Genomic DNA, 12,685 nt, shown 5'->3' on the forward strand with positions numbered 1-12,685 from the left:
TCGCGTAGTCGCCGGCCGGTGTCATACGTACGACGCAGGACACCGGCCGACGGCGGACCCACAGCAGCACGACTCGCACGACTGCACTAAGGGGAAGCCATGACAGCGACGACCGACGGAAGCACCGGGGCGACCCTGCCGTCCCACGCGGCCGCGGCCAGCGACACCACTCTCAGCACCCCCGAGGCGGCCGGGGTACACCAAGCCGCCACACGCGCCGCCCGGCGCGCCACCGACTTCCTGCTGGCACGGCAGGACGCCCAGGGCTGGTGGAAGGGCGACCTCGAGACCAACGTCACCATGGACGCCGAGGACCTGCTGCTCCGTCAGTTCCTGGGGATCCGTGACGAGAAGACCACGCAGGCCGCCGCGATGTTCATCCGCAGCGAGCAGCGCGAGGACGGCACCTGGGCCTCCTTCTACAAGGGCCCGGGGGAACTGTCCACCACCATCGAGGCGTACGTCGCCCTGCGCCTGGCCGGCGACGCGCCCGACGAGGCGCACATGGCGAAAGCATCCGCCTGGATCCGTGAGCGTGGCGGGATCGCCGCCTCCCGTGTCTTCACCCGGATCTGGCTCGCCCTGTTCGGCTGGTGGAAGTGGGAGGACCTGCCCGAACTCCCGCCGGAACTGATCTACTTCCCGACCTGGATGCCGCTCAACATCTACGACTTCGGCTGCTGGGCCCGGCAGACGATCGTGCCGCTGACCGTCGTCTCGGCCAAGCGTCCGGTGCGCCCGGCGCCCTTCCCGCTGGACGAGCTGCACACCGACCCGGCCAGCCCCAACCCGCCCAGGCCGCTTGCTCCGGTGACGAGTTGGGAGGGCGCCTTCCAGCGGCTGGACAAGGGGCTGCACCAGCTGCGCAAGGTCGTCCCGCGCAGGCTGCGCAGGGCGGCGATGGACTCGGCCGCCCGCTGGATCATCGAGCGGCAGGAGAACGACGGCTGCTGGGGCGGCATCCAGCCGCCGGCCGTGTACTCGGTCATCGCCCTGCACCTGCTCGGCTACGACCTCGAGCACCCCGTGATGCGCGAGGGCATCGCCTCGCTGGACCGTTTCGCCGTGTGGCGCGAGGACGGCTCCCGGATGATCGAGGCCTGCCAGTCCCCGGTGTGGGACACCTGCCTCGCCGCCATCGCGCTTGTCGACGCGGGGCTGCCCGCCGATCATCCGCAACTGGTCAAGGCGGCCGACTGGATGCTCGGCGAGGAGATCGTCCGGCCCGGGGACTGGGCCGTGAAGCGCCCCGGACTGCCGCCGGGCGGCTGGGCGTTCGAGTTCCACAACGACAACTACCCGGACATCGACGACACCGCCGAGGTCGCGCTCGCGCTGCGCCGGGTCGGCCACCACGACCCCGAGCGCATGGACAAGGCCATTGCGCGGGCGGTGCGCTGGAACCTGGGGATGCAGTCGAAGAACGGCGCCTGGGGCGCCTTCGACGTCGACAACACCAGCCCGTTCCCCAACCGGCTGCCGTTCTGCGACTTCGGCGAGGTCATCGACCCGCCGTCGGCGGACGTCACCGCGCACGTCGTGGAGATGCTCGCCGCCGAGGGTCTCGCCCACGATCCGCGCACCCGGCGCGGCATCGACTGGCTGCTCGCCGAACAGGAGTCGAACGGCTCGTGGTTCGGCCGCTGGGGCGTCAACTACATCTACGGCACCGGGTCGGTGGTCCCCGCCCTGACCGCAGCCGGGCTGCCCGGCTCGCACCCGGCGATCCGGCGGGCCGTGGCCTGGCTGGAGAGCATCCAGAACGACGACGGCGGCTGGGGCGAGGACCTGCGCTCCTACAAGTACGTCAAGGAGTGGAGCGGTCGTGGCGCCTCCACCGCCTCGCAGACCGCGTGGGCGCTCATGGCGCTGCTCGCGGCGGGGGAGCAGGACTCCAAGGCCGTCGAGCGCGGTGTGCAGTGGCTGGCCGACACCCAGCGGGAGGACGGCAGCTGGGACGAGCCGTACTTCACGGGCACCGGCTTCCCCTGGGACTTCTCCATCAACTACCACCTGTACCGGCAGGTCTTCCCGCTCACCGCGCTCGGCCGGTACCTGCACGGCGACCCGTTCGAGCGTGGCCTGCTCGCCAGAAAACCCCACTCCGAGGTCAAGGTGGGCTGAGGTGAGCACTCAGCCCGCACCGGCCCCGCTGCTGATCGCCTGCGCGCTCGGCATCGAGCACCTCGCCCTGCGCACCGGCGACCGTCACGGGGCCGACGGGCCGGTCACCTTCCTCCGTACGGGCATGGGGCCCCGTGCGGCGGAACGCTCCGTCACCCGGCGGCTCGCCGTCCCGGCGCTCGCCGAGGCCGCCGTGCTGGCCACCGGCTTCTGCGCGGGGCTCGCCCCCGGTATGCACCCCGGTGACCTGGTGGTCGCCGAGGAGACCAGGGACCCGCGCGGCAGCGTCCCGTGCGTGGGTACCGAGTTGCTGGTCAAGGAACTCGTACGCCTGCTGCCCGGGCGCACGGTCCACACCGGACCGCTCACCGGCTCCGACCACGTCGTGCGAGGTCCGGAGCGCGCGCAGCTGCTCGCGCGAGGCGCGATCGCGGTCGACATGGAGTCGGCCGCCACGCTCCTCGCCGCTGCGCGCACCGGTGAGCGTCCGGTTGCGGCCGTGCGGGTGGTCGTGGACGCACCAGAACATGAACTCGTCCGGATCGGAACGGTACGCGGTGGAATATCAGCTTTCCGTGTTCTTCGTTCCGTGCTTCCCGCATTTTTCGAATGGCACCGTTCTTCGCTGCTCCCCAGGAGGTGAGCCAGATGGCCATGCCGCTGCGTCAGACCATCAAGGTCGCTACGTACTTGTTCGAACAGAAGCTCAGGAAGCGGGACAAATTCGCCCTGCTGGTCGAATTGGAGCCGCTGTTCGCCTGCAACCTCAAGTGCGAGGGCTGCGGCAAGATCCAGCACCCGGCGGGTGTGCTCAAGCAGCGGATGCCCGTGGCGCAGGCCGTCGGAGCCGTTCTCGAGTCCGGTGCGCCGATGGTGTCCATCGCGGGCGGAGAGCCGCTGATGCACCCTCAGATCGACGAGATCGTACGGCAGTTGGTGGCCAAGAAGAAATTCGTCTTCCTGTGCACCAACGCGCTGCTGATGCGCAAGAAGATGGACAAGTTCAAACCCTCCCCGTACTTCGCGTGGGCCGTGCACGTCGACGGGCTGCGCGAGCGGCACGACGCCTCCGTGGCGAAGGAGGGCACCTTCGACGAGGCGGTGGAGGCCATCAAGGAGGCCAAGCGGCGCGGCTTCCGGGTGACCACCAACTCGACCTTCTTCAACACGGACACCCCGCAGACCGTCATCGACGTGCTGAACTTCCTCAACGACGACCTCAAGGTGGACGAGATGATGCTCTCGCCCGCCTACGCCTACGACAAGGCTCCCGACCAGGAGCACTTCCTCGGCGTACAGCAGACCCGGGAGCTGTTCAAGAAGGCCTTCTCGGGGGGCAACCGCGCCAAGTGGCGGCTCAACCAGAGCCCGCTCTTCCTGGACTTCCTGGAAGGCAAGGTCGACTTCCCTTGCACCGCGTGGGCGATCCCGAGCTACTCCCTCTTCGGCTGGCAGAAGCCCTGCTACCTGATGAGCGACGGTTATGTGCCCACCTACCGGCAGCTGCTGGAGGAGACCGACTGGGACCAGTACGGCCGCGGCAAGGACCCGCGCTGCGACAACTGCATGGCGCACTGCGGCTACGAGCCCACCGCCGTTCTTGCCACCATGGGCTCCCTGAAGGAGTCGCTGCGGGCGATGCGCGAGACCGTCTCGGGGAACCGGGAGTGACGGCGTGAGCGCCGTTCCCCTGGGCGTTCCCGAGGTGCCGGCCCGGCCGGTCGCACCGCGGCGGCAGTCGCGGCAGATCAGCGTCGGGCCGGTGGCGGTCGGGGGCGGGGCCCCGGTGTCGGTGCAGTCGATGACGACGACCCGTACGTCGGACATCGGCCCCACCCTCCAGCAGATCGCGGAACTCACCGCGTCCGGCTGCCAGATCGTCCGCGTCGCCTGCCCCACGCAGGACGACGCGGACGCCCTCGCCACGATCGCGCAGAAGTCGCAGATCCCGGTGATCGCGGACATCCACTTCCAGCCCAAGTACGTGTTCGCGGCCATCGAGGCCGGCTGTGCCGCCGTGCGCGTCAATCCGGGCAACATCAAGAAGTTCGACGACCAGGTGAAGCAGATCGCGCGGGCCGCGGGGGAGCACGGCACGCCGATCCGGATCGGGGTCAACGCCGGTTCGCTGGACCGGCGGTTGCTCCAGAAGTACGGCAGGGCCACTCCCGAGGCGCTGGTGGAGTCGGCCCTGTGGGAGGCGTCGCTCTTCGAGGAGCACGACTTCCGTGACATCAAGATCTCGGTCAAGCACAACGACCCGGTCGTGATGATCGAGGCCTACCGGCAGCTGGCCGAACAGTGCGACTACCCGCTGCACCTGGGTGTCACGGAGGCCGGTCCGGCCTTCCAGGGCACGATCAAGTCGGCGGTCGCCTTCGGGGCGCTGTTGTCGCGGGGCATCGGCGACACCATCCGGGTGTCGCTGAGCGCGCCGCCGGCCGAGGAAGTCAAGGTGGGCATCCAGATCCTCCAGTCGCTGGGCCTCAGACAGCGGCGTCTGGAGATCGTCTCCTGTCCGTCCTGCGGCCGGGCCCAGGTGGATGTGTACAAGCTCGCCGAGGAGGTCACGGCGGGACTGGACGGCATGGAGGTGCCGTTGCGTGTTGCGGTGATGGGGTGTGTGGTCAACGGTCCGGGTGAGGCCCGCGAGGCCGACCTCGGGGTTGCCTCAGGCAATGGAAAGGGGCAGATCTTCGTGAAGGGCGAGGTCGTCAAGACCGTGCCCGAGTCGAAGATCGTCGAGACCCTCATCGAGGAGGCCGCGAAGATTGCCGAGCGGACGAGCCCCGCAGACAAGTGAGTTGAGGCAAGCACGGACCGAGAGGGGGCCCAGCGTGACCATTCTGGAGAACATCCGGGGACCACGCGACCTGAAGGCGCTGTCCGAGGCGGAACTCGGTGAACTGTCCCACGAGATACGAGAGTTCCTCGTCCAGGCCGTGTCGAGGACCGGCGGTCATCTCGGACCCAATCTGGGCGTGGTGGAGCTGTCCATCGCGCTGCACCGGGTCTTCGAGTCACCGGCCGACCGCATCCTGTGGGACACCGGACACCAGAGCTATGTGCACAAGCTGCTGACAGGCCGTCAGGATTTCTCCAAACTGCGCGGCAAGGGCGGACTGTCCGGATACCCCTCGCGCGAGGAGTCCGAGCACGACGTCATCGAGAACAGCCACGCCTCCACAGCGCTCGGCTGGGCCGACGGCCTGGCCAAGGCGAACCAGGTGCTGGGGGAGAAGAGCCATGTGGTCGCGGTCATCGGCGACGGCGCACTGACCGGCGGCATGGCCTGGGAGGCGCTCAACAACATCGCGGCCGCCAAGGACCGGCCGCTGATCATCGTCGTCAACGACAACGAGCGCTCGTACGCCCCGACCATCGGCGGCCTCGCCAACCACCTGGCCGCCCTGCGCACCACCGACGGCTACGAGAAGGTCCTCGCCTGGGGCAAGGACGTACTGCTGCGCACCCCGGTCGTCGGCAACACGATCTACGAGTCCCTGCACGGCGCGAAGAAGGGCTTCAAGGACGCCTTCGCCCCGCAGGGCATGTTCGAGGACCTCGGCCTGAAGTACGTCGGCCCGATCGACGGCCATGACCTCAAGGCCGTCGAGTCGGCGCTGCGCCGCGCGAAACGTTTCCACGGTCCCGTCCTGGTGCACTGCCTGACGGAGAAGGGCCGTGGCTACGAGCCGGCCCTCGCCCACGAGGAGGACCACTTCCACAGCGTCGGCGTGATGGACCCGCTCACCTGCGAGCCCCTCGCGCCCTCGGGCGGTCCGTCCTGGACGTCGGTGTTCGCTGACGAGATCGTCCGGATCGGCGAGGAGCGTGACGACGTCGTCGCCATCACCGCGGCCATGCTGCACCCGGTGGGCCTGGCCAAGTTCGCCGAGCGCTTCCCGGAGCGGGTGTGGGACGTGGGCATCGCCGAGCAGCACGCGGCCGTCTCCGCGGCCGGCCTTGCGACCGGCGGACTGCACCCGGTCGTCGCCGTCTACGCGACCTTCCTCAACCGCGCCTTCGACCAGCTGCTGATGGACGTCGCCCTGCACCGCTGCGGGGTCACCTTCGTCCTGGACCGGGCCGGTGTCACCGGCGCCGACGGCGCCTCGCACAACGGTATGTGGGACATGTCCGTCCTGCAGGTCGTCCCCGGCCTCAGGATCGCCGCCCCGCGCGACGCCGGCCAGCTGGGCGCCCAGCTGCGCGAGGCCGTCGCCGTGGACGACGCGCCCACTCTGATCCGCTTCCCCAAGGAGTCGGTCGGCCCCGACATCCCGGCCGTCGCCCAGGTCGGCGGCATGGACGTCCTGCACCGCGGCGAGCGCCCCGAGGTGCTGCTGGTGGCCGTCGGTGTGATGGCGCCGGTGTGCCTCCAGGCCGCCGACCTGCTCCAGGCGCGCGGCATCGACTGCACGGTGGTGGACCCCCGTTGGGTCAAGCCGGTCGATCCGGCGCTGCCCGGACTCGCGGCCGAGCACCGGCTGGTGGCCGTGGTCGAGGACAACAGCCGTGCGGCGGGCGTCGGTTCGGCCGTCGCCCTGGCCCTCGGCGACGCCGACGTGGATGTGCCGGTACGGCGGTTCGGCATCCCGGAGCAGTTCCTCGCGCACGCCAAGCGCGGCGAGGTGCTGGCCGACATCGGACTCACGCCCGTCGAGATCGCCGGGCGGATCGGCGCGAGTCTCGCGGTGCGGGACGCCGCGGGCGCGGCCGCAGGCTCCGGGCAGGGCCGCACCGCGGCCGTGGCACCGTCGGGGACGGTCGCACCCCCGAACTCTCGGCTCCGTTCAAGCGGGGAGGTGCCCCCGGCGCGGCGGCAGCCGCACGCCGACAGGGCCCCCGCGCTCCTTCGGAGCGCTGACAAGGAGAAGGAATGAGCACGGAGTTCGACCTCGGCGCCACCCTCGCCGAGCGCGGAGCCGAACGCTACGAGCTGCACACGAAGTACCTCAACCCACAGCTCCCGCGGATGCTGCACACCATCGGCTTCGACAAGGTCTACGAGCGGGCCGAGGGCGCCCACTTCTGGGACGCGGAAGGCAACGACTACCTGGACATGCTCGCCGGCTTCGGCGTGATGGGCCTCGGCCGGCACCACCCGGTCGTCCGCAGGGCGCTGCACGACGTCCTCGACCTCGACCTCGCCGACCTCACCCGCTTCGACTGCCAGCCGCTGCCCGGCCTGCTCGCCGAGCGGCTGCTCGTGCACAGTCCGCACCTGGACCGGGTGTTCTTCGGCAACAGTGGCACCGAGGCCGTCGAGACGGCCCTGAAGTTCGCCCGCTACGCCACCGGAAAGCCCCGCGTCCTCTACTGCGACCACGCCTTCCACGGCCTGACCACGGGCTCCCTCTCCGTCAACGGGGAGGACGGTTTCCGCGACGGGTTCGCCCCGCTGCTGCCCGACACCGCCGTACCGCTCGGTGATCTCGACGCCCTGGCACGGGAGTTGAGCAAGGGCGACGTGGCCGCCCTGATCGTGGAGCCGATCCAGGGCAAGGGCGTGCACGAGGCCCCGCCGGGTTACCTGCGCGCCGCCCAGGACCTGCTGCACCGCCACAAGGCCCTGCTCATCGCCGACGAGGTGCAGACCGGCCTCGGCCGCACCGGCGACTTCTACGCCTACCAGTACGAGGACGGTGTCGAGCCGGACCTGGTGTGCGTGGCCAAGGCGCTCTCCGGGGGCTACGTCCCGGTCGGGGCGACCCTCGGCAAGGACTGGATCTTCAAGAAGGTCTACTCGTCCATGGACCGCGTGCTGGTCCACTCGGCGAGCTTCGGCTCCAACGCCCAGGCCATGGCGTGCGGCCTCGCCGTGCTGTCGGTCATGGAGAACGAGCAGATCGTCGCCGGGGTGCGGACCACCGGCGAGCTGCTCAGGTCCCGGCTGGCCGCGCTGATCGAGAAGTACGAGCTGCTCGCCGACGTGCGCGGCCGTGGCCTGATGATCGGCATCGAGTTCGGCAAGCCGTCCTCGCTCAAGCTGCGCAGCCGCTGGACCGTGCTCCAGGCGGCCCGCAAGGGCCTGTTCGCGCAGATGGTCGTCGTACCGCTGCTGCAACGGCACCGGATCCTCACCCAGGTCTCCGGCGATCACCTGGAGGTGATCAAGCTGATCCCGCCGCTGGTGCTCGACACGGCGGACGTGGACCGGTTCGTGGACGCCTTCACCGCCGTGATGGACGACGCGCACAGCGGTGGCGGTCTGATGTGGGACTTCGGCAAGACCCTGATCAAGCAGGCGGTGGCCAACCGCTGACCGCCGTGCCCGGTACAGCACCACGAAGAGGAGGAAGAGGCCGACGAGCCCGACCGCGCCCAGCACGGTCCCCGTCACCGAGGTCCACAGCCGGCTGCACCTCCGGCCGGCGTAGTGGATCCCCATGGCGCCGAAGGTGACGGCGAGACCGGCTGCGAGCAGCGACCAGGGGAACACCAGGAAGGTCTGCGTGGGCCAGGCGCCCGCGGCGGCGACGGCTCCGAGGACGAGGGAGAGCGGGCCGAGGGCACCGGCGGGCGAGCCGGCCGAACGGGGTGTGTCCGATCCGGACATGATGCGGTCCCCCAGTTTTTGAACGTGTTCAAGTCCTTGGGGGGCCTAGCAGCAGCCCGGCCGCAGGGCGCGGGAGATCCCCATGACGCGTGGCGTCACCGGGCCGCGCCAAGCTTTTGCCTCACAGGCAAGAAATTTGCCGCTTAGGCAAATCTGGGGCTGAATGGAGGCATGAACGCCTCAGACGCCGCGCCACCGGCGGAGCCGGGCGACGCACTTCCCGCGGTCGCGCCACAGCTGCGCGCACTGCGTCGGCGCGCCGGCCTCACCCTGGAGGCCGCGGCCCGCGCCGCCGGGCTCTCGCCCGCCCATCTGTCCAGGCTGGAGACCGGGCAGCGCCAGCCGTCACTGCCGATGCTGCTCGCCCTCGCGCGTATCTACGGTACGACGGTCTCCGACCTGCTCGGCGAGACGGTCGCCGACCGGGACGCGATCGTGCGGGCCGGCGACATGGAGCCGACCCGGGCGGGCGGCTGGACGTACTTCCAGGCCGGGGCGTCCGGCCGGGGCATGCAGGCCCTGCGCGTGCAGGCGCCGTACGGCGCCCAGGGCGACATCGTGCGCGTCCACCCCGGCGAGGAATGGCTCTACGTCCTCAAAGGCCGCCTGCGCCTGCGCCTCGGCGACACCGCGCACCTGCTCGCGCCCGGTGACAGCGCCCACTTCGACTCGCTCACCCCGCACCGGCTCGCCGCCGAGGACCACGACGGCGTCGAGCTGCTGTTCGTCCACACCCTGCTGCAGAGCCCCACGACCGCACTGTGCCTGGGGCCGTTGACCGGAGAGCTGCCATGAGCAACTACGAGACGAAATTCCCCCGTTCCCTGTGGATCCGCCTGATCATCTACATCGCCGTCGGCCACCTCCTGGCCGCCTTCCTCTACCTGCTGTTCGCGCTGGGCGGCAAGGGCTGACCGGGCCGGGCGTGTGCGCTCAGTCCAGCAGGCGCTCGCGCAGGCGGTCCCGGTCGATGGGGGTGAGGCCGAGAGCCTGCTGCAGGTAGGGGTCGACACCGCCCCAGGTGTCCTCGATGCTCTCGAAGGCCGCCTCGAGGTACTCGGCGCGGGCGTCGAAGAGCGGGCTGAGCAGCTCCATCACCTCGGGCGTGTACGCACTGTCCGCGCTGCCGCTGCGGCGGACCTTGTAGCGGCGGTGCTTGGCGTTGGACTCCAGGTAGTCGGCGACGATCGCCTCGCGCTCCACGCCGAGGGCGAGGAGCGTCACGGCTATGGAGATGCCCGCGCGGTCCTTGCCGGCCGCGCAGTGCATCAGCGCGGGCACGCTGTCCTCGACGAGCGAGCGCAGCACCCGGGAGTGCTCGGCGGTGCGCTCCTTGACGATCGTCCGGTACGAGGCGACCATCCGGGCCGCCCCCTTGCCGTCGGCGAGGATCCCGCGCAGCTGGTCGAGGTCGCCGTCCCGGACCATCTTCCAGAACTCCGCGCCGTCCGCGGGGTCGCTCAGCGGCAGGTTCATGTTCCGCACGCCGGGCAGCGCGACGTCCGGGCCCTCCAGCCGCTGGTCGGCCGCGTTACGGAAGTCGAAGATCGTGTGCAGACCCAGGGAGGCGAGGAAGGCGGCATCGTCCTCGGTGGCGTGCGCAAGGTGCCCGCTGCGGAACAGCACGCCGTGGCGCACCCGGCGCCCGTCCGTGGTCGGCAGTCCGCCGACGTCACGGAAATTGCGCACACCGGCCAGCTCCGGCTCGGTCGACGGGACCTGCTGCGTCACGGGGGCTCCTCCCGGTCGGGGCCCGCCGTCGCGTCTCGGCGGCGGGCGCTCTGTCGACCATACGACATCGGTTTCCTCGGGGTTGAGTCGGCGCGGAGCGCGGTACTGGCGTCTCCACCAGCCCGTTTCTCCGCGCCGCTCGCCGAACCCGGCGTGCGACTCTCACCGCACCGGGCTCTCCACGGACGCTGCCGTTTCAGGCGTGGTTGAGGCGGTTCCAGGGGTTGGGGATCGTGTTGCCTCGGTAGCGGTAACGGGTGACCGCCACCGCTTGGATGTCGAACAACTCGACCCCGTCCGCCGACGGTCGTTTCCACCGTCCGGTGTGGTCGGTGAAGCGTCGACGGACGTCCTTCTTCCTCCAGCGGTGCAGCACGATCCACCAGTTGATCACCCGGCGCCATACGAAGCGCTGGATGACCTTGAAGGTGACTTTCGCGACTGCGTGCTTGAAGTAGTTGGCCCAGCCGCGCATGATCTGGTTGAGCCTGATCAGCACGGTCCTGGGATCCCGCTGCGACGTTCTGTTCGTGAGGGCACGGATCTTGTCCTTCAGCTGCCGGATGGGCCGGTCAGCGATAAAGGTGTAGACGTACCACTTGTCCGATCCGCGCTTGCGGCACCACTGGATGCGGAACCCAAGGAAGTCGAACCCGTCCGACATGTGCACCACCTGTGTCTTGCCCTCCGAGAGGCGAAGACCGAGCGGTCCCAGCACATCGGCGATTTCCCCGCGCAGCGCTTCGGTGTCGTCGCGGCTGCCGTCCACGAGGACGACGAAATCGTCCGCGTAGCGGACGATTCGCCAGTTCGGCAGACCCTTGCGACGACGCCTGGAGCGTCGGGATGCGGTGGACATCTCCGCGCCCGGCTCCCACGGCCCGGTCAGGTGCTCATCGAGCGCCGACAAGGCGATGTTCGCCAGGAGCGGGGAGAGGATGCCCCCCTGTGGGGTGCCGGTGAGGGAGTCCTCGCGGTGGCCGGTCTCGGTGAGGACGCCGGCCTTGAGGAACGCCTTGACCAGCAGCAGCACGCGCTTGTCCTTCACTCGCGCTCGCACCCGGTCCATCAGGGCCGTGTGGTCGATCGAGTCGAAGCACGCCTCGATGTCCGCGTCCAGGACCCAGCGGTAGCCGTGGGTGCCGTAGAAGTGGATCTCGGCGATCGCGTCGTGTGCCCGCCGCAGGGGTCGGAAACCGTAGGAGACCGGCTTGAACTCGGCCTCGAAGATCGGCTCCAACACCAGCTTCAGGGCCGCCTGGACCACCCGGTCGGCGATGGTCGGGATGCCGAGCATGCGCACCTTCCCACTACCACCAGGCTTGGGGATCTTGCGTTCACGCACCGGCAGTGGGCGGAATTCACCCGTCTTGAGTGCGCGCCGAAGGCCCTCCAGGAACCCGTAAGGGCCAATATCCCGCTCCACGTTGACGGCGGTAAGACCGTCGACGCCTGGGGTATTTGCCCCCTTATTTCCCGCGACCCGTTCGAACGCCACAAGCAGCGTCGCCGGGTCGTACACGAGGTTGAACAGATCGTCGAACCTGCGGCCGGGATCGGCCGCCGCCCAACGGTGAAGTTTGGCCTGCATCCCCGATACCCGCTGGTGAGACCCCATCAGAGCCCCGGGAGCACTGCTGTTCAGCAGCGCGTCTTTCGGCATTGCAGCCTCCTTCCCTTCTCGAATCCGCTGCCGCCCTTCCCCATGTGCCGGGCTCTCCCCGGCTCGGAGTACTACGGCGGCTCCGCTCCGTCCTGGCCCGATCGGTCGACGGTGGACCCAGCCCCCCACCGCGCTGGGAGCACGGCGCGTAGGCGGGACCAGGGCGGTTCCCGTGTTCACTCGTTGTTCGATCGACGGAGGAGGAGTCCGGCTCTACCCCCGCGGCATCGCCACGGCTACCCCGCAGCACTTCACCGTGGCCTCCCCGAGCACATTCCAGCGATACCCGAAGAGTTCCCTGCCCTCCTTGCTGGTCAGGGACGCACCGCACCCAGCCCACATCCGCCAGGTTGGAGCTGGTGTGGATTTAGGAGGCGTCAACGCCGGTTCCTCGCGTACTCCTTTCCGTCTCGCTCGCCGGACCCGCGCCATCTGGCAGTACTGGCACGTCCCGACTTCGTCAGGGCTGCTTGCCGCCCTTCCCAGCACCTCCTGGGAGGAGCTGCCCTCAGCTTCTGCCGCCCTGCTGCGACAGGGCGACGGTGGTGGTCTTTCACCCCCACTCGAACAACAAGCGCCTCACGGCGCACCAAGGAGTTGTCCAC

10 protein-coding genes are annotated in these 12,685 nt (G+C 69.6%); 8 read left to right on the forward strand and 2 right to left on the reverse strand.

Annotated features, from left to right (window positions below):
* Positions 1 to 99: 99 nt before the first annotated feature.
* The 8 genes from shc to GQF42_RS37670 all read left to right on the forward strand — a co-directional run bounded on the left by shc (position 100) and on the right by GQF42_RS37670 (position 9,600).
* The gene (gene shc, locus GQF42_RS37635; RefSeq protein ID WP_158927452.1) at positions 100 to 2,124 is read left to right on the forward strand and encodes a squalene--hopene cyclase; all 2,025 of its coding nucleotides are present in this window, start codon (positions 100 to 102) and stop codon (positions 2,122 to 2,124) included.
* Between the two features lies 1 nt (position 2,125).
* Positions 2,126 to 2,767, forward strand: coding sequence for a phosphorylase family protein (locus GQF42_RS37640; RefSeq protein WP_158927453.1), 642 nt, complete (start codon positions 2,126 to 2,128; stop codon positions 2,765 to 2,767).
* A 5-nt stretch (positions 2,768 to 2,772) separates the two neighbouring features.
* Positions 2,773 to 3,795, forward strand: coding sequence for an adenosyl-hopene transferase HpnH (hpnH, locus tag GQF42_RS37645; protein WP_158927454.1), 1,023 nt, complete (start codon positions 2,773 to 2,775; stop codon positions 3,793 to 3,795).
* A gap of 4 nt (positions 3,796 to 3,799) precedes the next feature.
* Complete coding sequence (gene ispG / locus GQF42_RS37650) at positions 3,800 to 4,927, forward strand: flavodoxin-dependent (E)-4-hydroxy-3-methylbut-2-enyl-diphosphate synthase (RefSeq protein ID WP_158927455.1); 1,128 nt, start codon at positions 3,800 to 3,802, stop codon at positions 4,925 to 4,927.
* A gap of 34 nt (positions 4,928 to 4,961) precedes the next feature.
* On the forward strand, positions 4,962 to 7,010 hold the full coding sequence (gene dxs, locus GQF42_RS37655; protein ID WP_233273618.1) for a 1-deoxy-D-xylulose-5-phosphate synthase: 2,049 nt from the start codon (positions 4,962 to 4,964) through the stop codon (positions 7,008 to 7,010).
* Positions 7,007 to 8,392: an aspartate aminotransferase family protein gene (locus tag GQF42_RS37660; RefSeq protein ID WP_158927456.1), complete on the forward strand. Its 1,386-nt coding sequence runs from the start codon at positions 7,007 to 7,009 to the stop codon at positions 8,390 to 8,392. Before dxs ends, GQF42_RS37660 begins: the two co-directional genes overlap by 4 nt.
* 465 nt (positions 8,393 to 8,857) lie before the next feature.
* On the forward strand, positions 8,858 to 9,481 hold the full coding sequence (locus GQF42_RS37665; protein ID WP_158927457.1) for a helix-turn-helix domain-containing protein: 624 nt from the start codon (positions 8,858 to 8,860) through the stop codon (positions 9,479 to 9,481).
* Entirely contained in the window at positions 9,478 to 9,600 is a 123-nt protein-coding gene (locus GQF42_RS37670; protein WP_158927458.1) for a DUF6126 family protein, read from the forward strand. The genes GQF42_RS37665 and GQF42_RS37670 overlap by 4 nt, the downstream gene beginning before the upstream one ends.
* Positions 9,601 to 9,619: 19 nt before the next feature.
* On the opposite strand, the gene GQF42_RS37675 is transcribed toward GQF42_RS37670, so the two are convergent.
* Together GQF42_RS37675 and ltrA are read right to left on the reverse strand one after the other, a co-directional pair.
* Entirely contained in the window at positions 9,620 to 10,417 is a 798-nt protein-coding gene (locus tag GQF42_RS37675; RefSeq protein ID WP_158927460.1) for a tyrosine-protein phosphatase, read from the reverse strand.
* A gap of 196 nt (positions 10,418 to 10,613) precedes the next feature.
* Entirely contained in the window at positions 10,614 to 12,080 is a 1,467-nt protein-coding gene (gene ltrA, locus GQF42_RS37680) for a group II intron reverse transcriptase/maturase (RefSeq protein WP_158927462.1), read from the reverse strand.
* Between the last annotated feature and the right edge of the window lie 605 nt (positions 12,081 to 12,685).

It is taken from the genome of Streptomyces broussonetiae, assembly GCF_009796285.1.
Classification (GTDB): domain Bacteria; phylum Actinomycetota; class Actinomycetes; order Streptomycetales; family Streptomycetaceae; genus Streptomyces; species Streptomyces broussonetiae.